The 23,358-nt window shown below is 48.8% G+C and carries 23 protein-coding genes; 12 read left to right on the top strand and 11 right to left on the bottom strand.

What is annotated here, in order from left to right:
* Nucleotides 1–2: 2 nt before the first annotated feature.
* The 10 genes from A4G20_03765 to A4G20_03720 all read right to left on the bottom strand — a co-directional run bounded on the left by A4G20_03765 (nt 3) and on the right by A4G20_03720 (nt 7,743).
* On the bottom strand, nt 3–1,238 hold the full coding sequence (locus A4G20_03765; GenBank protein QIW15506.1) for an NADH:ubiquinone reductase (Na(+)-transporting) subunit F: 1,236 nt from the start codon (nt 1,236–1,238) through the stop codon (nt 3–5).
* A gap of 10 nt (nt 1,239–1,248) precedes the next feature.
* A complete protein-coding gene (locus A4G20_03760) occupies nt 1,249–1,845 on the bottom strand; it encodes an NADH:ubiquinone reductase (Na(+)-transporting) subunit E (GenBank protein ID QIW15505.1) in 597 nt (198 codons plus the stop codon).
* Entirely contained in the window at nt 1,846–2,475 is a 630-nt protein-coding gene (locus tag A4G20_03755) for an NADH:ubiquinone reductase (Na(+)-transporting) subunit D (GenBank protein ID QIW15504.1), read from the bottom strand.
* Entirely contained in the window at nt 2,475–3,206 is a 732-nt protein-coding gene (locus A4G20_03750; GenBank protein ID QIW15503.1) for a Na(+)-translocating NADH-quinone reductase subunit C, read from the bottom strand. Before A4G20_03750 ends, A4G20_03755 begins: the two co-directional genes overlap by 1 nt.
* Nucleotides 3,199–4,443, bottom strand: coding sequence for an NADH:ubiquinone reductase (Na(+)-transporting) subunit B (locus tag A4G20_03745; GenBank protein QIW15502.1), 1,245 nt, complete (start codon nt 4,441–4,443; stop codon nt 3,199–3,201). Before A4G20_03745 ends, A4G20_03750 begins: the two co-directional genes overlap by 8 nt.
* 2 nt (nt 4,444–4,445) lie before the next feature.
* Nucleotides 4,446–5,792, bottom strand: a complete 1,347-nt coding sequence (locus A4G20_03740; GenBank protein QIW15501.1) for an NADH:ubiquinone reductase (Na(+)-transporting) subunit A — start codon at nt 5,790–5,792, stop codon at nt 4,446–4,448.
* A 562-nt stretch (nt 5,793–6,354) separates the two neighbouring features.
* Nucleotides 6,355–6,804, bottom strand: coding sequence for a 50S ribosomal protein L9 (locus A4G20_03735; GenBank protein ID QIW15500.1), 450 nt, complete (start codon nt 6,802–6,804; stop codon nt 6,355–6,357).
* Between the two features lie 15 nt (nt 6,805–6,819).
* Nucleotides 6,820–7,047, bottom strand: a complete 228-nt coding sequence (locus A4G20_03730) for a 30S ribosomal protein S18 (protein ID QIW15499.1) — start codon at nt 7,045–7,047, stop codon at nt 6,820–6,822.
* Nucleotides 7,048–7,057: 10 nt separating this feature from the next.
* Nucleotides 7,058–7,369 (bottom strand): primosomal replication protein N, encoded by a 312-nt coding sequence (locus tag A4G20_03725; protein QIW15498.1) that lies wholly within the window; start codon nt 7,367–7,369, stop codon nt 7,058–7,060.
* Nucleotides 7,369–7,743 (bottom strand): 30S ribosomal protein S6, encoded by a 375-nt coding sequence (locus A4G20_03720; GenBank protein QIW15497.1) that lies wholly within the window; start codon nt 7,741–7,743, stop codon nt 7,369–7,371. The genes A4G20_03725 and A4G20_03720 overlap by 1 nt, the downstream gene beginning before the upstream one ends.
* Nucleotides 7,744–7,970: 227 nt before the next feature.
* Here A4G20_03720 and A4G20_03715 point away from each other — a divergent pair, with 227 nt between their 5' ends.
* The 12 genes from A4G20_03715 (at nt 7,971) to A4G20_03660 (ending at nt 21,714) form a co-directional block, all read left to right on the top strand.
* Nucleotides 7,971–9,365 carry an MATE family efflux transporter gene (locus A4G20_03715; protein QIW15496.1) on the top strand — a complete coding sequence of 465 codons (1,395 nt, stop codon included), beginning with the start codon at nt 7,971–7,973 and terminating at the stop codon, nt 9,363–9,365.
* A gap of 9 nt (nt 9,366–9,374) precedes the next feature.
* On the top strand, nt 9,375–10,409 hold the full coding sequence (locus A4G20_03710) for an oxidoreductase (GenBank protein QIW15495.1): 1,035 nt from the start codon (nt 9,375–9,377) through the stop codon (nt 10,407–10,409).
* Nucleotides 10,410–10,420: 11 nt separating this feature from the next.
* The gene (locus A4G20_03705; protein ID QIW15494.1) at nt 10,421–11,083 is read left to right on the top strand and encodes a heme exporter protein CcmB; all 663 of its coding nucleotides are present in this window, start codon (nt 10,421–10,423) and stop codon (nt 11,081–11,083) included.
* Nucleotides 11,084–11,347: 264 nt separating this feature from the next.
* Nucleotides 11,348–12,079: a heme ABC transporter permease gene (locus tag A4G20_03700; protein ID QIW15493.1), complete on the top strand. Its 732-nt coding sequence runs from the start codon at nt 11,348–11,350 to the stop codon at nt 12,077–12,079.
* 12 nt (nt 12,080–12,091) lie between these two features.
* Nucleotides 12,092–12,295: a heme exporter protein CcmD gene (locus A4G20_03695; protein QIW15492.1), complete on the top strand. Its 204-nt coding sequence runs from the start codon at nt 12,092–12,094 to the stop codon at nt 12,293–12,295.
* A gap of 64 nt (nt 12,296–12,359) precedes the next feature.
* Nucleotides 12,360–13,025: a BAX inhibitor protein gene (locus tag A4G20_03690; protein QIW15491.1), complete on the top strand. Its 666-nt coding sequence runs from the start codon at nt 12,360–12,362 to the stop codon at nt 13,023–13,025.
* Nucleotides 13,026–13,279: 254 nt separating this feature from the next.
* Nucleotides 13,280–13,618 carry a sulfur relay protein TusE gene (locus A4G20_03685; GenBank protein ID QIW15490.1) on the top strand — a complete coding sequence of 113 codons (339 nt, stop codon included), beginning with the start codon at nt 13,280–13,282 and terminating at the stop codon, nt 13,616–13,618.
* Between the two features lie 4 nt (nt 13,619–13,622).
* Nucleotides 13,623–15,590: an exodeoxyribonuclease V subunit alpha gene (locus A4G20_03680; protein QIW15489.1), complete on the top strand. Its 1,968-nt coding sequence runs from the start codon at nt 13,623–13,625 to the stop codon at nt 15,588–15,590.
* A 205-nt stretch (nt 15,591–15,795) separates the two neighbouring features.
* Nucleotides 15,796–17,490, top strand: coding sequence for a D-lactate dehydrogenase (locus tag A4G20_03675; protein ID QIW15488.1), 1,695 nt, complete (start codon nt 15,796–15,798; stop codon nt 17,488–17,490).
* Nucleotides 17,491–17,617: 127 nt separating this feature from the next.
* Entirely contained in the window at nt 17,618–19,801 is a 2,184-nt protein-coding gene (locus tag A4G20_03670) for a DNA helicase II (protein ID QIW15487.1), read from the top strand.
* Nucleotides 19,802–19,927: 126 nt separating this feature from the next.
* Nucleotides 19,928–20,764: a 3-deoxy-8-phosphooctulonate synthase gene (locus tag A4G20_03665; protein QIW15486.1), complete on the top strand. Its 837-nt coding sequence runs from the start codon at nt 19,928–19,930 to the stop codon at nt 20,762–20,764.
* 17 nt (nt 20,765–20,781) lie between these two features.
* Complete coding sequence (locus A4G20_03660; protein QIW15485.1) at nt 20,782–21,714, top strand: arabinose-5-phosphate isomerase; 933 nt, start codon at nt 20,782–20,784, stop codon at nt 21,712–21,714.
* Here the strand turns inward: A4G20_03660 and A4G20_03655 are convergent.
* A complete protein-coding gene (locus tag A4G20_03655) occupies nt 21,711–23,249 on the bottom strand; it encodes a hypothetical protein (protein ID QIW15484.1) in 1,539 nt (512 codons plus the stop codon). The two genes, A4G20_03660 and A4G20_03655, sit on opposite strands and share 4 nt — an antisense overlap.
* Nucleotides 23,250–23,358: the final 109 nt, after the last annotated feature.

Raw genomic sequence — 23,358 nt, 5'->3', positions numbered from 1 at the left:
GATTAACCACCAAAATCATCTAATAAGATGTTTTCGTCTTCAACGCCTAGGCTCTTAAGCATGTTAATTACCGCAGCGTTCATGACTGGTGGCCCACACATATAGTATTCACAATCTTCAGGTGCTTCGTGATCTTTGAGGTAGTTTTCATAAAGCACGTTGTGGATAAAGCCTGTGTAGCCGTCCCAGTTGTCTTCTGGCAGAGCATCAGAAAGGGCCACATGCCATACGAAGTTGTCGTTCTCGGCCGCTAATTGGTCGAAGTCTTCTTGGTAGAAGATTTCACGTTTAGAACGAGCGCCGTACCAGAAGGACATCTTACGTTTAGATTTGAGACGTTTTAACTGGTCGAAAATGTGGGAACGCATTGGAGCCATACCCGCACCACCACCGATAAAGACCATTTCATTCTCGGTTTCTTTGGCGAAGAATTCACCGAATGGGCCAGAAATGGTAACCTTATCGCCTGCCTTAAGCGACCAAATGTAGGAAGACATTTGACCTGGCGGCACATCTGGGTTGCGTGGCGGAGGTGTGGCAATACGCACGTTAAGCATAATAATGCCCTTCTCTTCTGGGTATGAAGCCATGGAATAAGCACGGATAATCGGCTCATCAACCTTAGACACATAACGCCAGAGATCGAACTTGTCCCAGTCCTCGTGGTATTCTTCTGGAATATCGAAATCTTTGTAATTGACCACATGTGGATCGGCTTCGATTTGGATATAACCACCCGCGCGGAATGGCACTTCTTCACCTTCTGGAATGGCCAGTTTAAGCTCTTTGATGAAGGTGGCCTTGTTGTCGTTAGAAATAACGGTACATTGCCATTTTTTCACGCCGAAGATTTCTTCCGGCAACTCAATATCCATATTGCCTTTCACATTCACTTGGCAGGCCAAGCGGTGGCCTTCTTTGGCTTCACGCTTGCTGATGTGGGAAAGCTCGGTTGGCAGAATATCGCCACCACCGCTTTTCACCACCACACGGCACTGGCCACAAGAGCCACCGCCACCACAAGCAGACGAAACGAAAATCCCCTTGGCAGCCAAGGCACCAAGCAATTTACCGCCCGCAGGCAGGGTAATGGCTTTTTCAGGGTCTTCGTTGATGCTGATGGTAATGTCACCTGAATCCACTAATTTGGATTTAGCAAACAGGATGATCGCCACAAGCACTAGCACGATTGCGGTAAAGGCCGCAATCCCGAGTGCGAGAACAGTTGTTTCACTCATGATGCGCTCCTTATAATTGAATACCAGAGAATGACATAAAGCCTAACGCCATCAAGCCTACGGTGATAAAGGTGATACCTAAACCTTTGAGGCCTGCTGGAATATCCGCATATTTCATTTTCTCGGTTAAACCTGCTAAAGCAACAATAGCCAACATCCAACCAATGCCTGAGCCAAAACCATAGACCACAGATTCTGGGAAGTTGTATTCACGTTGCACCATAAAAGATACGCCACCGAAGATCGCACAGTTTACGGCGATAAGCGGAAGGAAGATACCTAGGGCGTTGTAGAGGGCTGGCATAAATTTGTCCAAGACCATTTCAAGGATCTGTACCAGGCCCGCAATCACGCCGATAAAGGTAATAAAGTTAAGGAAGGACAAGTCCACGCCCTCAACTAAGGCACTATCTTTTAAGACGTTAGCATAAATAAGTTGGTTTACTGGCACGGCAATACCTAGTACGAAGGTTACTGCAATGCCGAGACCAAAGGCGGTTGACACTTTCTTGGATACCGCAAGGAAGGTACACATACCAAGGAAGAAAGAGAGTGCCATATTTTCGATGAAGACCGCCTTCACGAAGATACTAATATAGTGTTCCATCTATTTCTCCTGTTGCTCTGGTTTCCACATTCTCAAGCCCCAGATAACGAAGCCGATAATGAAGAAGGCACTTGGTGCAAGTAGGAATAAGCCGTTGGCTTGATACCAGCCACCGTTTTGAATGGTTTCAAAAATGGTGATACCAAAGAGCTTACCTGAACCGATTAACTCACGGAAGAAGGCCACGATAATGAGCATGGCGCCGTAGCCCAAACCGTTACCGATACCGTCCACAAAGCTCTCCATTGGTGGAGATTTCATGGCAAAGGCTTCTGCACGACCCATTACGATACAGTTGGTAATGATAAGACCAACGAAAACCGAAAGCTGTTTGGAAAGACCATAAGCATAGGCTTTGAGGATTTGGTCCACTACGATTACCAAGGAGGCGATAATCGCCAACTGCACGATAATACGGATGCTGTTTGGAATGTAGTTACGGATCAAAGAAATAAATAAACTAGAGAAACCTGTTACAAGGCTTACTGCAATCGCCATAACGAAGGCAGTTTCTAATTTGGTTGTTACCGCAAGCGCTGAACAAATACCCAAAATTTGCAAGGCAATCGGATTATTTTTTGCAATTGGGTTTAACAACAGATCTTTTAAGTTAGTTTTTGCGTCAGACATTAGTTCGCCCCCGCTTTAAGTTTGCTTAGGTATTTGCCGTAAGCATTATCACTAAACCAATAATCAAAGGTACCTTGTACACCGTTACCTGTTAGGGTTGCACCAGACAAGCCATCAACGCTGTGGGCGTCTTGTGGGGCTTGGCCTTTCACCACCTTAATAGCTGGTTGGTGATTATCGCTGTACAATTTTTTACCTTGGAAGACTTTTTGCCAGTTCGGGTTTTCAATCTCACCACCAAGGCCTGGGGTTTCCCCGTGTTGGTAGAAGTTGATGCCCTTGATGGTATTGCCATCTGGCTCAACAGACACAAAGCCGTACATAACAGACCATAAACCTGTGCCGTAAATTGGCAGAACGATTTGTTCAACAGAACCTTGCTCGTTTTTCACCATATAGATTTCAGCGGTTTTGGTACGTTTACGGATACCTGCTTTGTCTGCTTCTGGGGCAATGGCTTCTTCAGCATTGTTGGCTGAATCGACATAGTCACCAGAATCTAAGTCCACATATTTGGTGTCGATAAATTTAGAGAAAACATCTTTGACGCTGCCCTTGTCTAACAAGCCTGCTACGCTCAGAATGTTTTTCTGTTTATCTAGCAATTTTTGTTCTTCTTGGGTAGGTTTTAAGGCCACCGCAGAACCTGCCACGATAATGGAACAGACAAGGCTTAACAGCAGAACAACTAAAACGGTTCCGCCTACGCTATCTTTATTAAACTTAGCCATTTGTTCTTGCTCTCCGACGTTTGATATTCGCTTGAACCACGATGTAGTCGAAAATTGGTGCAAACAAGTTTGCAAATAAGATCGCTAACATCATCCCTTCTGGGTAGGCTGGGTTTACCGTGCGGATCAATACCGCCATGACCCCGATTAAGGCACCATACCACCACTTACCTGTGTTGGTGAAAGAGGCCGAAACTGGGTCGGTTGCCATAAAGATCATACCGAGGGCAAAACCACCTAATACCAAGTGCCAGTGCCAAGGCATGGCGAACATTGGGTTGGTGTCTGAACCAATCATATTAAAGAGGGTTGCCGTTGCTGCCATACCCACCATCACGCCCGCAATAATCCGCCAAGAGGCAATTTTTGCAAACACAATGATTAAGCCACCGATTAAGATAGCCAGGGTTGAAACCTCACCCACAGAGCCTGGAATGTTACCCAAGAAGGCATCCATCCAAGTGATGTGCTGGCCGGTTGCAACGTGTTTAAGTGCGGCTTCGCCACCTTGTGCCCATTGAGAAAGGGCTGTTGCACCAGAGAAACCATCGGCCGCAGTCCAGACCATATCACCTGAGATTTGTGCAGGGTAGGCAAAGAACAAGAAGGCACGGCCGGCAAGGGCTGGGTTCATAAAGTTCTTACCTACGCCACCGAAGATCTCTTTGGCCACAACTACACCGAAGGTAATACCCAGGGCAGCCTGCCAGAGTGGTAATGTTGGTGGAACAATGAGGGCGAAGAGGATTGAGGTCACGAAGAAGCCTTCGTTGATCTCATGCTTACGCACCATAGCAAAGACCACTTCCCAGAAACCACCGACACCAAAGGCAACGGCATAGATTGGCAGGAAGAAGATGGCGCCTAGGCCCATTTTAGTCAATACGCCAGCATCTTGGTTAAGTAAACCAAGGCTATTGGCCAGGGAGAAGTGCCAGTCGTTGGCAATGCTGTTGGCCACGTTTTGGGCAAAATCGCCCATCATTAAGGCTTGGAAAGATTGTGCGCCCACGTTGTACATACCGTAGAACATGGCTGGGAACAATGCTAACCAAACGAGGATCATCATACGTTTTGAATCTAAGGCATCACGTACATGGGAACCTTTTTTCGGTGTTACCGTACCTGGAGTATAGAAAAGGGTATAGGTCGCTTCAAAGAGGGCATACCATTTTTCTAATTTACCGCCAGGTAAAAAATTAGGTTCCATTTTTTCAAAAAGATGTTTTAAACCCATTTTTAACCTTCCTTCTCAATCTTATCTAAGGCTTGACGTAAGATTGAACCGTATTCATATTTACCTGAGCAAACGAAGGTACAAAGTCCTAAGTCTTCCTCATCTAGCTCTAAACAGCCAAGGGCTTGAGCTGAATCGGTATCGCCTGAAATTAAGTCACGCAACAAGAGCGTTGGTAAAATATCTAAGGGCATAACACGCTCATAGTTGCCTGTTGGCACCATGGCACGGTCGCCACCATTCACTGCAGAAGTGAAGTTGAAGAGTTTGCCCTTGAGGAAGTGACCAACAACAGTACGGGTAATAGAGTATTTATTGGTGCCTGGGGCAATCCAACCGAAGAACTCTTTCTCGTTACCTTCAAGAATAACAGACACCTGAAGGGCATAACGGCCAAGGTAGTCGTGTGGGCCTGAAGCGGTTGTGCCACTTAAAACGCTGCCAGAAATCACACGATTTTGACCCGCTTGTAGCTCGTTTTGGGTGAGTTGAGAAAGGTTCGCACCCAGTACGGTACGGACTAAACGTGGATTTTTGACCTGCGGGCCAGCAAGGGCGACCACACGATCCACATAAAGCTCGCCCGTGGTAAAGAGTTTACCCACGGCAATCACATCTTGATAGTTGATGTGCCAAACGGATTTGGTTGCACCGACTGGATCGATAAAGTGAATATGTGTACCCACAAGGCCTGCTGGGTGAACGCCACCGAAATCGTGGGTTTGCACGTTTGGCAAGTTCACTGTTGGCGTATTGCTATCGCCAGCCTTACACAAATGCACCTTTTTCTCAGGGAATAAACGGCTTAAAACCGTCACGCCATTCACAAAATCTTCACGATGCTCATTTAAAACCACCGTCGGATCCGCTGCCAATGGGTTGGTATCCATGGCATTGATGAATAGGGAGGACGGAGTGGCATCAAGGGCTGGAACCTTGCTAAATGGACGAGTACGCAAGGCCGTCCACAAGCCTGATTCAACAAGATTTTGTTTGACTTGTTCAGAGGTTAATGATGCTAATTGAGCGGCCTCATAACGAGCAAAGGTTTCTTGCTCGGAGCCTTCAACGCTAATCACAACAGATTGCAGAACACGCTTATCGCCACGGTTAATGGCCTTAACCGTACCACTTGCAGGAGCAGTGAAAACCACGCCAGGGTTCTTTTTATCTTCAAAAAGCACCTGACCTTTTTTCACCACATCGCCTTCACGCACCTTCATAGAAGGGCGCATACCCACGTATTCTTCACCTAAAACAGCCACTTCAGACACGGCATTGCCTGCTGAGATAGTCTGTGCTGGTTTTCCTGCAATCGGAAGATCCAAACCTTTTTTAATGGTAATCATCTTTTGCACTACTTATAGTTGGGTTAAACATTAAGTTACAGCAAGCTGTAACCGCTATATTGAGTTGCCACCAAAGGGCAGCATAAAGTTCTCAAACCGGATTTCCCCTCATTTTTTTCGAGAGAAAAATAAACGCTATATTCTACCTAAAAACCCCCCTCCAATGCCACAAAAACCCCATTTTTTTACTTTTCTGTCACAAAAACTTTGAAGTAAATCAACATTTTTGTTACCAAAAATTTCTCTCTACTTCTAAAGAGGTAAAAGAAATGTTGAAAAAAACAGCAAAAAATACAGATGGGGAACAAGAGAGGGGAAAAATAGAGGTGGATTTTAGGGCATGTCCTCAATTTGAAAACGAGTCGGTTTTTCGAACAAAAAACGACAGATACGAGGAAAAAAACGCAGCCAAATAGACATTTGGCGAGTATTTTTGACGAAGTAGATGGCGAGTTTTTGCCGAAAATACCGCCGTGAGCAAATTGAGGACACGCCCTAAACATAAGCCATAAAAGAAAAAACCCCGCTAACAAGCGGGGTGATTTATGCAATTTTTTGCAGATTACTCAGCAACCACGTTTACAACAACTGTTGCTTCAACTTCTGGGTGGAAGTGAACGCGTACAGTGTGTTCGCCAGTGGCACGAAGTGGGCCTTCGCCTAAACGAACTTCGCTTTTCGCCACTTCAACACCAGCAGCAGAAACTGCATCAGCGATGTCACGGGCGCCGATTGAACCGAATAAACGGCCATCGTCACCAGCTTTGGTAGCGATAGTCACTTGGGCAAGTGCAGTCAATTTTTCAGCACGAGCTTGAGCAGCAGCGAGTGCAGCTTCAGCTTTGGCTTCTAATTCAGCACGACGGGCTTCAAAGTGAGCAATGTTTGCCTTGGTTGCCATAACTGCTTTACCTTGTGGGATTAAGTAGTTACGAGCAAAACCAGATTTAACTTCTACTTGTGTGCCAACACCACCAAGGTGGGCAACTTTATCTAAAAGAATAACTTGCATTGTAAACTCCTCGAATTACTGATGGTTGTCAGTGTATGGAAGCAACGCAAGGTAACGTGCACGTTTGATTGCACGAGCTAATTGACGTTGATACTTCGCACGAGTACCTGTAATGCGGCTTGGGACAATTTTGCCGCTTTCTGAAATGTAGTTCTTTAATGTAGCGATATCTTTGTAATCGATTTCAACAACATTTTCCGCTGTAAAACGGCAGAACTTACGACGACGGAAATAACGTGCCATGAGGCTTCTCCTAATCTATAAATTCGATCTGCTCGGTATGTAAAACTAATTGGCTTAAGCCTTGATAGTCCTTGTGAGAATGGATAAATCCGCTAACTCTCACCTTACATCCGACCGTAATATTTTGAGTGATTGTGTTAAATTGATTGCCGTTCAAAATCACTTGGATCTTGCACCAGGCCTGTCTTTGCAATCCTGCTTCTACTTGGTTTGAACGATGTTCCAAATAAAAACTGCGATTATAAATGCCAGCCGGGCTTTGGCTTTGTTTAACCGCTGTTGCAACTGTGCCGCTAAGGGTTAAACGATTTTCCACAAGAATTACTCGCCTGCTTCCTCAGTTTCAACAGCGGCTGCTTCAGGTGCTTTACGCTCTTCTTTCGCTTTAGCCATTGGAGAAGCTTCTGTTACGGCGTGTTTTGTATGAATGATGATGTTACGAAGAACGGCATCATTGTAACGGAAGTTTGTTTCTAACTCATCAATTACTGATTGAGGTGCTTCTACATTCATTAACACGTAGTGTGCTTTGTGAAGTTTGTTAATTGGGTAGGCCAATTGACGGCGACCCCAATCTTCTAAACGGTGAACTTGACCGCCTGCTTCTTTAATAGAAGCGGTATAACGCTCGATCATACCAGGTACTTGTTCGCTTTGGTCTGGGTGGACCATAAAAACGATTTCGTAGTGACGCATTGTCGATCCTTACGGGTTAATAGCCTCCAGCTTGCCAACCACCTGCATTTGGAAGCAAGGATGAAAAAGTAAATGTGGTTGAGGGCGTGCATTATACAGAGAATTTGTTAAATAACAAGCGCTTTTCGCTAAACGTTGGCTCAAGTGATTTGTGGCAAAATTTGCAAAAAACTAAGGCTTTTTGCCCGCTTGTTGAGTATAATCTTGGGTTCTAAAATGAGGTTTTTATGAATTTACACTGGCAAGACTACCCTAAAAACGCAAAAAGGCTCTTTAAGCTCTCCCTTCCCATCTTTATCTCTCAACTCTCGGTTTCGGGCATGGGGCTGGCGGATATTGTGATGGCGGGGCTGGTTAGCGATGCGGATGTGTCGGCCATTAGTGTCAGTAATTCTATTTATTTCCCCCTCTTTCTCTTTGTGTTGGGCATTCTCAATGCCATTACGCCAACCGTGTCTTATTTGAACGGTGCCAGCCAGCGGGAGCTGATTGCCCACCAAATCCACCAGGGCTTGTGGATTATCTTGGCCCTGTCTGCCCCGCTTCTGCTGATTTTTTGGCATAGCGACCTAATCTTGGACTTTATGGACACGCCTGCGGACTTTTCCCAAAAGACCCACGACTACCTCAAGGTGCTGTCTATCGGCCTCTTGCCTGCCTTGTTGTCCGTCTTGCTGCGTTGCTTGAACGATGGTTTGTCCAACCCCAAACCTGCCATGCAGATCACTTTTTTTGGCCTGCTGCTTAATATTCCCCTTAACTATATCTTTATTTTCGGCAAGTTTGGCCTGCCTGAAATGGGGGCGGTCGGCTGCGGGGTGGCCACGGCCATTGTAAACTGGATCATGTTCGGCTTGATGTTGCACTATTGCTACACCAACAAGGCCCAAAAGGACATCAAATTATTCGACAAATGGCTAGAAAGCCCTAACTTCAAGACCTTGGGCAAGTTGTTGGCCCTGGGCCTGCCCATTGCCTTTGCCATGTTTACGGAAGTGATGCTCTTTGCCACCTCCTCCTTGGTGCTTTCCCCGCTTGGCGCTCAAGTAGTGGCCAGTCATCAGGTAGCCCTACAAACCAGCTCGCTCTTTTTTATGATCCCACTTGCCTTTGGGATTGCCACTACCATTGTCATTGGCCAAACCTTGGGGCAAAAGCAGGTGGAGGAAGCCAAGGTCTTGAGCTACCATGCCCTGATTACAGGCCTCATCTTGGCCCTCATCTCGGCGGTGGTGATTGCCTTGTTTAATGGGCTTATTCCCCTCGCCTTTACCCAAGACCCGACCTCGATTTCCATTGCCTCAGGCCTGCTCTTATTTGCTGCGGTCTATCAGTTGCCCGATTCCATGCAGGCCATTTGTAACGGCATTTTACGGGGCTATAAAAACACCAAATCGATTTTATATGCCACGGTCTTTTGTTATTGGCTGGTGGGGATTCCCTTTGGTTATATTCTGGCCAGAACCGACTGGCTGACCGCCCAACCCATGGCAGCAGCGGGTTTTTGGCTTATGTTTTGTATTAGTTTAACCCTGGCCAGCGGCTTGCTCTTCTACCAAATGCGCAAAATCCAGGCCGTGCCAGCGGAGCAACTCATTCAACATTTAGAAAAAATTAAGTAAGGATAGAATATGCAAGAAATTAAGGTTGCCATTGCAGGTTTTGGCTATTCTGGGCGGGTTTTTCACGCCCCTTTTCTCAAGGCAGACAAGCGTTTTCAGGTGGTCAAGGTCTTTGAACGCAGCAGCCAAAATGCCCTTGAGCACTTAGAGGGCGTGGAAATTGTGCGGAGCTTTGAGCAACTGCTCACGCCTGAAGTGGACTTGGTCATTATCACTACCCCCAACCAAACCCATTTTGACCTAACCAAACAGGCCATCTTGGCGGGCAAGCATGTGCTAGTGGAAAAACCGTTGGCGATAACCAAGGCTCAAGCTGAGGAACTAGCGGAACTAGCCAAGGCCCAAAATGTGATCTTATCGGTCTATCAAAACCGCCGTTTTGATGATGCAGTAGTAGCCGCCAAAGAAATCTTGGCCCAGGGCTTGATCGGTGAGGCAGTCGATTGCGAAATCCGCTTTGAACGCTATGCCAAGGGTAAAAATGTCAAGGCCTGGAAGGAAACCGGCGAGCAGGGCACGGGCCTGGTCTATGACTTGGGCGTGCATTTGCTGGATCAAGCGGTCTATTTATTCGGTAAACCTGCAAAAATCTTTGCCGACATCCGCTACCAACACGAGGGAGCCATCAGCGATGATAATTTCAGCATTGACTTGTGGTATGAGTCGGGCCTAAAAGTGCGACTGGCTGCCAGCAAATATGCCCGTGAGCCCAGCCCGCATTTTGTCCTGCATGGCAAATTGGGTTCCTATGTGAAACAAGCAGTGGACGGGCAGGAAGCCTTACTCTCTCAAGGCATTCAGCCTGTGGGCGACTGGAACCAAGCAATCCGTGAGGGCATTTTGCATACCGAACAAGAGAACCAAGTGATCCGCCAGTCCTTTGCCGGCCCATTAAGGAGCTGTCAGGCAGTCTATGATAATCTTTATGAAGCCATTGCCGAGCACAAGCCTCTTGCCATTACCACCGAACAGGCTGCCTATGTGCTGGGTTTAATTGAAAAAGCCTTTGAAAGTGCTAAAAGTAGGAAAATTCTGGATCTATAAGAGATAACTCAATGATTTTATTGACCATTATTCAACGAGAACTGACCATCGCCTTCCGCAAACCTGCGGAAATTTTAAACCCTTTGTGGTTCTTTTTGATTATTATCACCCTTTTTCCGCTCCTTATGGGGCCAAATCCGGAATTATTGGGTAAAATAGCCCCTGGGATTGCCTGGGTGGCAGCGGTTTTATCGGCCCTGCTTTCCTTTGAGCGGCTCTTTCGGGACGATTATTTAGACGGCTCACTTGAGCAACTTATGCTCTTGCCTATTGGCCTGACCCAAGTGGCCTTGGCCAAAGTGCTGGCCCACTGGCTCTTAACTGGCCTGCCGCTGATTTTGCTCTCACCCATTGCAGGGGTCTTACTCTCGCTTGAGATCCAAGTCTGGTGGGCCTTGGTGCTGACTCTTTTGTTAGGCACGCCCATTTTAAGTTGTCTGGGAGCAATCGGCGTTGCCCTGACGGTCGGCCTACGCAAGGGCGGAACCCTCTTAAGCCTTTTAGTGCTTCCGCTCTTTTTGCCTGTGCTGATTTTTGCCGCCAGCGTGTTGGAAGCGGCAACCTTGAATATTGGCTACACGGGCCAGTTGGCCATTATCGGGGCGATTTTGGCCCTTACCCTTACCTTCTCGCCCTTTGCCATTGCAGGGGCTTTGAGGGTGAGTTTGCAGTAATTTAGAACTGTGTAAGCGATTTACGCTCGTTCTGATCCCCCTCTTTGAAAAAGAGGGGTTAGGGGAGATTTTGCAGAAGTGATAACGAAGCTAGTACGTGCTTGTTGCAAAAATTTTGTAAAAAAATCCCGCTTGTATTGTTAGTTAAATCCCTAAGATGGCGCCAGCGTCCTCGCTGGTGCCTTCAATTAAAAGCGAAAGCACCAGCCTGGAGGCTGGCGCTATCTACGACACACAAAATTATATTCAATCACTGGAGTTTTTATGTGGAAATGGTTACACCCCTACGCCAAGTCGGAAACCCAATACCGACTGCTGGGGAAAATTCAACCTCTTTTGGGCATCCTAAGTGCCCTCTTGCTGGCCGCTGCCTTTGTCTGGGGCCTGGCCTTTGCCCCTAAAGATTATCAACAGGGCGATAGCTATCGGATTATCTTTATCCATGTGCCATCGGCCATTTGGTCTATGGGCGTTTATGGATCCATGGCAGTTGCTGCCCTGGTTGCCTTGGTCTGGCAGATCCGTCAAGCCAGTCTGGCCATGATTTCCATGGCACCGATTGGGGCGGTTTTTGCCTTTCTTTCCTTGGTAACAGGAGCCATTTGGGGCAAGCCTATGTGGGGAACCTGGTGGGTTTGGGATGCACGCCTGACCTCAGCCTTGGTGCTCTTCTTCCTCTATTTGGGGGTAATGGCCCTTTATTCGGCTTTCCAAGATCGTAATATCGGGGCCAAGGCTGCGGGGATCTTATCCATTGTGGGCGTGATTAACCTGCCTATTATCCACTTCTCGGTGGAATGGTGGAATACCCTGCACCAAGGGGCAACCATTACCAAATTCGACAAGCCTTCTATGGCAGTGGAAATGCTGATCCCGCTCTTACTGGCCATTTTCGGCTCCATGATTTTTATGATCTGGCTCAGCATCCTCCGCTACCGTGCTGCCCTGCTTAAAGATGAACGCAAACGCCCTTGGGTGCGTGCCTTAGCCCAATAATAGGAGAAGATCATGACCTTAAACTTTCAATTTGCTTCTATCAGCGACTTTTTCGCCATGGGTGGCTACGGCTTTTATGTCTGGTTGTCCTACGGCATTACCTTTTTAGCCGTGGGCGCTTTGGTCTGGCTCAGCAAGCGGGAAATCCGCCAAACCCTGGCCCAGGCCAAGCAGGAACAGGCCCGTGAGGAACGTTTAAAAAAACAGCAGAGTTAGTTTGACATTTGTAAAGAATATGTTAATTTAACCATATCTTTTTTACCCCTCAACAGGAGCTTTTATGCAACAAAACCAATTTGTGACCACCGCCCGTGGTGAGTCCCTGCTCAGCACCCACAAGGTGTTGCGTAATACCTACTTCCTACTGGCTCTGACCTTGGCCTTTTCCTCGGTTGTGGCTGTAATCACCATGGCCCTTAACCTGCCTCGCCTGCCTTGGTGGGCAGTCTTGGTAGGCTTCTACGGCTTACTTTTCTTAACCAGCAAAACCGCTAACTCTGCCGCAGGCCTAGCCAGCGTTTTCGCTCTTACCGGCTTTATGGGCTACACCCTTGGCCCAATCTTAAGCCTCTATTTAGGTAACGGCCTAGGCGATGCTGTAGCCCTTGCTCTAGGTTCAACAGCCCTTGTCTTCTTCGCCTGCTCTGCCTATGTTTTAACCACTAAGAAGGATATGTCTTTCTTATCGGGTATGATGATTGCCTTGTTTGTGGTCTTAATCGTGGGTATGATTGCCAACATTTTCTTGGCCATGCCAGCCTTAAGCCTTGCGTTGAGTGCTTTATTTATCGTGTTCTCAACCGGTGCGATTTTGATGGCTACTAGCCGTATTATTAACGGCGGTGAAACCAACTACATCATGGCAACTGTTGATCTCTACGTTTCCCTCTACAACCTCTTTGTCAGCTTCTTGCAGATCTTTGGGGTCTTGGGAAGTGATGATTAACTATCATTAAGACGCTCTAAATGCCTATTTAGCTCGATCTACTCCCCTCTTTAGCAAAGAGGGGCAGGGGGAGATTTGGCAGTAGGGAAAACGAAGAAAGGGAATGAATAGTCATGGTTTGAGAAGCAAATTTTCTCCGAATTGAGCTCTCACTCTGCTATCATTTCTGTCAAATCTCCCCTAACCCCTCTTTTCTAAAGAGGGGAACCTTATTTTGCGTAAATTACTTTCTGTCGTGTTAACCAAAGACTAAAATGCCCAACTTTATCCAATTCAACCAACAACAAATCCCCACCGACAACTCAGGCTATCTCACCAATCTAAGCGACTGGTCGCCGGAATTAGCCCAGGTCATCGCCGCCCAAGAGCAAATCACCCTGACAGACGAACACTGGGAAATCATCCACTTCGTGCGGGATTTCTACCAAGAATACAAGACCTCCCCAGCCATCCGCATGCTAGTCAAATCCCTGGCCCAGAAGTTTGGCGAGGAAAAAGGCAACAGCCGCTACCTGCAACGGCTCTTTCCTGACGGCCCGGCCAAGCAGGCCACCAAAATAGCAGGCCTACCTAAACCTGCCAAATGCCTCTAAGCCTATGTTAGCACTCCTTTCCGATCTCAAAAAAGACAAGGTCATTACTGAAGCCAACTACCAGTTCGCTAAGTTTATCGACCAAAAACAAGCCGCTTACCCTTATTCCGACACTCAAAAAAATCTAGCGGTCTTTCTGGCCTGCTTGATGCACTATCAACTTATGCAGGGCAACACAGCCATGAGCCTAGCCTCTTGCCAAAAGCCCTTTGGCGACATTATGAACAGAACCTTCGAGCGTGATTACTACTACGAGATTTTTGAAAAAATCGGCGGTTTTGACCCGCTTGTCTGGCAGGAGGAACTAGCGGATCATATTGCTTTTAGCTTTGATCCAAAAGAGAAGGTTGCACCTATCCTCTTCCAAGGGGACTTGATCTACTTCTACCGCTACTGGCAGGCCGAAAACAGTGTCGCCAACTACCTCAAACAAGCGGCTCAAAAAACAGATAATCTTGCAAATCCTGCCCTAAATAAGGCTATTTTAGACCAAATTTTTACCGAAGCAGCAGACGAAATCGACTGGCAAAAAATCGCCGTGGCCACGGCCCTAAAACAACATTTCTGCCTGATTTCAGGCGGGCCGGGCACGGGTAAGACCCGCACAGTGGCACGCCTATTAGCCGCCCTGCAACTCCGCCAACATAGCCAGGGCCTGCCCCTGCTCAATATTGCCCTGGCCGCCCCAACCGGCAAGGCTGCGGCCCGGCTGAAGGAGTCCATTCAGGCCAATTTGGCCGAGCTCCACCAGCTCCCGCTTGAGGTGCAAAATGCCCTGCCCGTTCAGGCCAGCACCCTCCACCGCCTGCTGGGTATTCGGCCCCTTTCGGATGAGCCAAAACACCATGCCAATAATCCCCTCCTCTTTGATCTCCTTGTGGTGGACGAAGCCTCCATGATTGATTTGTCTTTGATGGAGAAACTTATGGCCGCCCTCAAGCCAAGCACCCGCTTGGTCATGTTGGGCGACAAGGATCAACTGGCTTCTGTGGAAGCTGGGGCCATTATGGGTGAGCTGGGGCAACTGCTCACCTATGAATATAGCCAGGCCCACTGTGACTATCTCAACCAAACCACAGGCTCCAACCTCTCCCCAAGCTACCAGGGCCTGCCACCTATTTGCGACTGCCTCAGCCACCTGCGTAAGAGCTATCGTTTTGACGAACATTCAGGCATTGGCAAACTGGCAGATCTCATTAACCAGCAACAAGCGGCTAAATCCTGGCAAGTTTTTGCAAACCAAAATTTTGCGGATCTAGCTTTAAGTGAGTACCCTCCTGCGACCAGTTTCCCTGATAAACATCAGTGGCAGGAGGCCTGTGTAAGCTTGGTAGTGAACAAGGCGGTTGAGTTATATGGCACTTATTTAGGCCTGGTCAAACAACGCCAACAAAACCCGCAAGCGGTCTCAGTTGAGCAAATTTTTGCAAGTTTCAAGCAGGTACGGTTCTTATCTGCCTTGAGGGAAGGAGGATTGGGGGTAGAGGGGCTGAATGAAAGCATTGCTCAAGCCCTAAAACAGGCTCATCTGGTCCACTTCAAGCATAGTCGCGAGGCCTACCTAGGCAAACCTGTCTTGATAAGCGAAAATAGCCCTCAATTAGGCATATTTAATGGCGATATTGGCTTAATCTTGCCTGATGAAACGGGGGAAAAATATGTCGTCTATTTTGATGTAAAGCACGAAGAAACTGGCGACTATCTCAAACTCTCCCTAAGCCGCCTACCTGCCTACGATCCAGCCTATGTGATGACCGTACACAAGTCCCAAGGTTCTGAGTTTGGCCATACCCTTTTGGTTATGCCACTGACCAGCTCGCCTGTTTTAACCAAAGAACTGCTTTACACCGCCGTCACCCGGGCCAAAAAACGCTTTAGCCTCTTTAGCCAGCAAAATACCTGGCGATCGGGGGTGAATCAAGAGATCGAACGCCAAAGTGGATTGAACCAGCAGTTAATGATGGACGATTGAGCCAAATAATTGCCCTATTCAGCTCTTGAAATGAGCCGAATAGGCCTTGTAATAGGCCATTTTAAGCAGAAAAAGCACGAAGTCTCTTATTACTGACCCTGCAAATGCATAATTTCTGTGATCTCCCTCACATTTCTAAGATGTTAAGTATTCTTTAAGATTGTAATGTTTTAATATCGCTATGTTTAACAATGGAGGAAGAAAAATGACCAGCCAAAATTTACTCAATAGCCTACGCCAAATTGTCGGCGAAAAATATGTGATTACAGACCCAAGCAAAAACGAGGCCTACCGCAGTGGCTATCGTTTTGGGTCGGGCAATGCCTTGGCCGTGGTTCGGCCTGGTACGCTTTTGGAGCAGTGGAAGGTGCTAGAAGCCTGTGTCGAAGCGGGGGTGATTGTGATTTCGCAAGCCGCCAACACGGGCCTAACAGGCGGTTCAACCCCAAGTGGCAATGATTACGATCGTGATATTGTGATTATCAACGCCATGCGGATTGACGGTATTCAGCTTATCAATGAAGCCCAGCAGGCCGTTTGCTTGCCAGGTTCCACCCTTAACCAACTTGAACTCATGCTCAAGCCGCTTAAACGGGAGCCGCATTCGGTGATTGGTTCGTCCTGTATTGGGGCGTCTGTGATTGGCGGGGTTTGCAACAACTCGGGCGGGGCCTTGGTGCAACGGGGGCCAGTCTATACGGAAATGGCCCTGTTTGCCCAAATCAATGCAGAGGGTAAATTAGAATTGGTGAACCACTTGGGGATCGACTTGGGTAGCACGCCTGAAGAAATCCTGACCAACCTTCAAGGCCATCACTACCAAAACAAGGATATTCAGCAAGATAGCAGCAAGAAAGCGCACGATCACAGCTATTGCAACCATGTTCGCCAAATTGATGAAGACACACCTGCCCGCTTTAATGCCGATCCATCCCGCCATTATGAAAGTTCAGGCTGTGCGGGGAAATTGGCCGTCTTTGCCGTGCGTTTGGATACCTTCCCAGCCGAAAGCGAAACGGCGGTTTTCTACATTGGCACCAACCAAATTGATGTACTCACCGAACTGCGCCGCCATATGTTAGGCCAGTTTGAGAGCCTGCCGATTTCAGGCGAATACATCCACCGTGATGCCTTTGATATTGCCGCAGAATACGGCAAGGATACCTTCTGGGTCATCAAGAAAGCGGGTACCCACCGCCTGCCGCAGCTCTTTGCTGCCAAGGCCAAGGTGGACAGACTGGCCAAGAAGGTCGGCTTCCTGCCAAGCCATTTAAGCGACAAGTTCTTGCAACTGGTTTCCAAGGTGCTCCCGCAACATCTGCCAAAATCCATCTTGGACTACCGTGCCCAATATGAGCATCACCTCATCTTGAAAATGGGCGGCAAGGGTGTGCAAGAAGCCAGAGAATATCTCAAGGCTTATTTTGCAGACCGAGCCAAAGGTGGATACTTTGAGTGCGACCCAGTTGAAACCCAGGCAGCCATGCTGCATCGCTTTGCCGTGGCTTCAGCTGCGGTGCGTTACCGTGCTATTCACGAGAAAGAGGTGGAGGACATTGTGGCCCTGGACATCGCCCTGCGCCGCAACGATCAGGATTGGTATGAACGCCTGCCAGCGGAAATCGACAACAAGATCATCCACAAGCTCTACTATGGCCATTTTATGTGCCACGTTTTCCACCAAGACTATATTGTCAAGAAGGGCAACGACTGCGAGCAGCTTGAGCACGATATGCTGAAACTCCTCGACCAACGGGGCGCCCAATACCCAGCCGAGCACAATGTGGGCCACTTGTACGAAGCCAACGAGGACTTGCGCAGCTTCTATAAGAAGCTGGATCCAACCAACAGCTTCAACGTGGGCATCGGCAAAACCTCTAAGAAGAAAAACTGGGCCTAACAAGCGGGGAGAAATCCCCCAAAACTTGCAAATCTCGGCATCATCTGCCGAGATTTTATTTTTGCCAAAGGCCACTTCTTTCGCTATAATCCACCCAATTTAACTGTATAAAAAATCAGAGGTTGGTGTGGATTTTTCCTTATTATTAGATGGTTTGAATGATAGGCAGCGGGAGGCTGTGGCTGCCCCCTTGGGCAATTACTTGGTTCTGGCCGGGGCAGGCAGTGGCAAAACCCGGGTGCTGACCTCCCGAATTGCTTGGTTGATTGGGGTGGAAAATGTGGCTGAATCCAGCATTTTGGCTGTGACCTTTACCAACAAGGCTGCGGCTGAAATGCGCCATCGGATTGAGCATACCCTTAGCCAATCCTCTGAGCATAACCGCCTCTTTGGCATGTGGGTGGGCACCTTCCACAGCATCGCCAACCGCCTCCTGCGGGCCCATTATCTGGATGCCGATCTGCCCCAGGACTTCCAAATCATGGACAGCGAAGATCAGCAACGCCTGCTTAAACGCCTGCTTAAACTGCATAATGTGGACGAAAAGGCCTTCCCACCTAAGAATGTGGCCTGGTACATCAATGCCCAGAAGGACAAGGGCCTGCGGCCTGAACACATCGACCACCAAAACGACCCCAACGAGAAAAAACTGGTTCAGCTCTATGAAATCTATCAGGACGCCTGCGACCGGGCCGGCCTGCTAGACTTTGCCGAACTGCTCATTCGGGCCTATGAACTCTTTAAGTTTAAGGCCCCCATCCTGCAACGCTACCAGCAGCGTTTTCAGCATATTTTGATTGATGAGTTTCAAGACACCAACCATATTCAATACAAACTTATCCGCCTGCTGGCGGGCAAGACTGGCAAGGTTATGATCGTGGGCGATGACGACCAGTCCATTTACGGCTGGCGGGGGGCCCAGGTGGAGAATATCCAACGCTTTTTGGACGACTACGAAAATGCCCAAACCATCCGCCTAGAGCAAAATTACCGCTCCACTGGCCACATCCTCAATGCTGCAAATGAATTGATTGCCAACAATGACGACCGCCTGGGCAAGAACCTCTGGACGGACGGGGGCGATGGTGACCCGGTTGAGATCTATGCCGCCTTTAACGAGCTGGACGAGGCCCGCTTTGTGGCCTCCCAAATCAAGCAGTGGACGGAATCTGAGGGCGAACTCAACGAATGTGCCATTCTTTATCGGAGCAACAGTCTGTCCCGGGTCATTGAAGAGGCCCTGATTCAGGCCAATATCCCTTATCGCATTTATGGTGGTATGCGATTTTTTGAACGCCAGGAAATCAAGGATGCCCTGGCCTACCTCCGCCTGATTGCCAACCGCCAGGACGATGCTGCCTTTGAGCGGGTTATCAACACGCCGCCAAGAGGAATTGGTGATCGCACCCTGGATGCCCTACGGCAGCTAACCCGCTCCAAGCAGATTACCCTCTGGCAGGCCATTCAACTGGCTATTCAGGAAGAACACTTGTCTGGCCGAGCCGCCACCGCCCTGCTACGCTTTGTGGAGCTGATTAACGCCCTGGAGCAAGAAACCAGCCAAATGAGCCTCTTTGAGCAGACCGAATATGTCATCAATAAATCGGGCTTGTTGGCTATGTACCAGGCTGAAAAAGGCGAGAAGGGTGAGGCTCGAATTGAGAACTTGGGCGAGCTAGTCACCGCCACCCGCCAGTTCAGCAAGCCTGATGAAGCCGAGGACATGAGTGATCTCACCGCCTTCCTAACCCATGCCTCCCTTGAGGCCGGCGAGGCTCAGGCTTCTCCCCACCAGGACTATGTGGAGCTCATGACCCTGCATTCGGCCAAGGGCTTGGAGTTCCCTCGGGTCTTTATAGTAGGCGTGGAAGAGGGTATCTTCCCAAGTGGCATGACCTTTGATGAGGGCCGTTTGCAGGAAGAACGCCGACTGGCCTATGTGGGCATTACCCGGGCCAAACGCAAACTGACCATCAGCTATGCCGAAAGCCGCCGCCTCTACGGCAAGGAGGAAAAACATATTCCTTCCCGCTTTATTGCGGAGCTGCCGGAAGAGCATATCCGGGAAATCCGCTTAAGAGGCAACATCAACCGCCCAGCCACGTTTGCAAAAAATAGCCCGAAACCGGCCGCTTGTTTGGAGCAGGAAGCCGGCTGGAAGATGGGCCAGAAGGTGGCCCATGCCAAGTTCGGCACGGGTACCATTATCAATGTGGAAGGAGCTGGCGACCAAACTCGAGTACAGATTGCCTTTGTTAATAACGGGATTAAGTGGCTGATTGCCAAGATGGCGAATTTGGAAAAAATGTAGGATTATCTTCAGCAGATCCCCTATAATTACTGCCATTGATAGCGCCAGCCTCCAGGCTGGTGCTAATAAACCTAATCAAGGCACCAGCCTGGAGGCTGGCGCCATCAACCTTGCAAGGATACCGACATGAAACTACATCATTTCACCATCGCTAACGATCAACCCTTTACCCTTTTTGGTGGCATCAATGTTTTAGAAGACCTGGACTCCACCCTCAAGGCCTGCGAGCAGTATGTTAAGGTGACTGACAAGCTCAAGATCCCCTTTGTTTTCAAGGCCTCCTTTGACAAGGCCAACCGCTCCTCCATCCATTCCTACCGTGGTGTGGGTCTAGAAGAGGGGATGAAGATTTTTGCCCAAGTCAAAAAAGAATTTAATGTACCCGTTATTACCGATGTACACGAGCCTTGGCAGGCAGCGCCTGTGGCGGAAGTGGTGGATGTGATTCAACTGCCGGCCTTCTTGGCCCGCCAGACTGATTTGGTTCACGCCATGGCCAAAACAGGCCGTATCATCAACATCAAAAAACCACAGTTTTTAAGCCCTCATCAAATGGGCAATATCGTGGAAAAATTCAAGGAAGCTGGCAACGACCAGCTGATTTTATGCGAACGTGGGGTAAACTTTGGCTACGACAATTTAGTGGTCGATATGTTGGGCTTTGGCGTGATGAAAAAGGTCAGCGGCAATATGCCGGTGATTTTCGATGTCACCCACTCCCTTCAACAGCGTGAGGCGGGTGCTGCTGCCTCAGGCGGCCGCCGTTCCCAGGTCTTAGATCTAGCCCTAGCTGGCATGGCAACCCGTTTGGCCGGCCTTTTCCTTGAGTCTCATATCGACCCTGATCAGGCCAAGTGCGATGGCCCAAGCGCCCTGCCTCTCCACCTTTTGGAAGACTTCTTGGTGCGTGTCAAGGCCATTGATGAGACCGTCAAATCCTTCCCAGAATTAAGCATTAAATAGGCCAAGAAGGGGGCATTATGGACTACATTCAAAGCGGAAAAGCAGTGCTTGGCCTCTATATTCAAGCCCTGCAAAAAACAGAAGCGGGCTTGAGCCAGGCCTTCCAAAAAGCGGTGGATATGATCCTCAACTGCCAGGGGCGGTTGGTGGTGGGCGGCATCGGTAAGTCAGGCTTGGTGGGTAAGAAAATGGTGGCCACCTTTGCTTCCACTGGCACCCCAAGCTTCTTCCTCCACCCAACCGAAGCCTTCCACGGGGACTTGGGTATGCTCAAGCCCATTGATGTGGTCATTTTGATTTCCAATAGCGGTGAAACGGATGATGTCAATAAACTCATTCCTTCGCTGAAGAACTTTGGCAACAAGATTATTGCCATGTGCGGCAATCCGCAGTCCACCCTGGCCAAGAATGCCGATCTCTTCTTAGACATCAGTGTCAGCCGTGAGGCCTGCCCCAATAACCTGGCTCCTACCACCTCCAGCCTGATCACCATGGCCCTGGGCGATGCCCTGGCCGTGGCCCTGATTGAGGCCCGTCAATTCAAGCCTGAAGACTTTGCCCGCTTCCACCCAGGTGGCAGCCTGGGCCGCAAATTGCTCTACCGTGTGCGGGATCTTATGCGTACCAAACTGCCTGTGGTTGCACCAGAGGCTATCTTTAATGATTGCTTGTCTGTAATGAATGAGGGCAGAATGGGCGTGGCCTTGGTGATGGAAGGGGAGGCGCTCTTGGGCATTATTACCGATGGGGATGTCCGCCGCCTCTTAGCCGCCAAGGGGGCAGAAAGCCTGAACCAAACGGCCCAGCAAATCATGACCCGCTCGCCGAAAACCATTTTAGACAGTGAGTTTATCGGCAAGGCAGAAGAAATGATGAAAGCCCTGCACATTCACTCCCTGGTGGCAGTCAATGAAGCGGGCAGGGTAACAGGTATTTTGGACTTTGCCTAAGGGCCAATATCTACCGCGGGATCGGCCTCTTTCCGATATTTTTCCTTAATCCGATCAGCCAGGCCATAATCACTTGGGTCTGGCTGATTGGAAAAGAGATCTACCTTCTCATCAAGCAAGGGGTGTTTTATCCCCACCCAAGTCGCCATACCTTCCACAAAATTCAACCCAGACTTAAAGGCCTGATAGCGTTTTTGCTCGCTGTCGTCTGAAGACAGTTTAAAGAGCGGTACATCATGGTGGGCCTGGCTAAAGCAGTTCTGATTCAGCACGATTTCCTTGCCATTTTCCTGGTGACACATGCCGTGGTCGGAAAAATAGACCATGGAAAAGCTCCGCTGGCTGCTTGCCTGGTGAGCCTTGAGCTGCTCATAAACCCTAGCTAGAAATTCATCGGTTTTCTTAATGGAGGAAATATAGCAGTTAAGATAATGGTGTTTGGGGTCAATCTGGCCCTCTTTAAAAATGGTGGCGTAATCCTCCAAGCGGTCGCAGGCCAGGGGGTGGGAGCCGTAGATATGCAGGACGATAAAGCGTTTTTTCGAGCTTGGTGCTTGTAAAATATGGGCAAACTTGGGCAGCAGCTCAAAATCGCTATGGTTGGTAGAATTAAAGCTCCCGCCCTTTTTCATAAAGGTAACTTGTTGAGCCTTGGAGGCCAGAGAAGAAACTGGCGTGTCAAACTCGCCCAAGTAGCCCTGGTTAGACAGCCAATGGGTTTCAAGGCCGGCTGAATTAAGCAAGTCCATCAGGCTCAAATCATAGTTAGGCTCCCAGGTCTCCTTGTTGGGCAGGGTCAGCATAAGGCGGAGCGAGGCCACCGTGTTGGTGCCGGCTGAACGCAGGCCGTCAATAAGCGTGCCCTTGGCCTGGCTCATAAAGGGGGTATTTTCCACCGGGTAGCCAAAGGCGTGATGGTAGTCCTTACGGGCGCTTTCGCCGATAATCAACACATAATCATCGTATTTGGCCTCAAGTTCCGTAACTCCCCAGCGGCTGGGGCTGTTAGTCATGGCCTTGAGCTTGCCTACCTCGTCCATAATCTTGAGGCCTGCATTAACGGTTTCCTTGAGCGGATTGGCAATGGGCAGATGAAAGGCCACTAGGAGGGCGGAAAGGGCTAGAAAGGTCTTATTGCGATAAAAATTGATGCCCGCCCGCTGGGTAAGTTTGTATTGGGCCACAAGCAGCACTGGAATAGAGAAGGCAATCAAGTAGCTGGTGAATGGAATTTGCAGCAGAAATTCCTTGGTTTCCAGCAGATCGGTGGCAAAGAGCGAAGCGATATATTGATAGCTAGGTGCCCCAAAATTCAGGCCTGTCGGCGTATAGAAGGCGTGGATAATAATCAGAGGCAGGAGGATAAAATAGAAGATCTTTCGGCTTTGGCTTAGGGCCAAAATAAAGACCATCACTAGGCCTATTAGGGCAAGATCAGGGCTGGGGAACATACCTGAGCCGATAAGCAGGAAGTAGCTGGCTAGGGAGGTAAAGGCCAGGATTAGGCAAATAAACAGGCTTTTGGCTAAGTTCATAGGCTTCTTTTTAGCAGGGATAGCGCCAGCGTCCTCGCTGGTGCTGATAAGGTATTGATATATAAGGCACAAGCGTGGACGCTTGCGCCATCAATATCATAAAGTGAGC

It is taken from the genome of Pasteurellaceae bacterium RH1A, assembly GCA_012221805.1.
Taxonomy (GTDB): Bacteria; Pseudomonadota; Gammaproteobacteria; order Enterobacterales; family Pasteurellaceae; genus RH1A.
The sequence above is the reverse complement of the archived record's forward strand: the minus strand, read 5'-3'. Positions and strand labels throughout refer to the sequence as shown.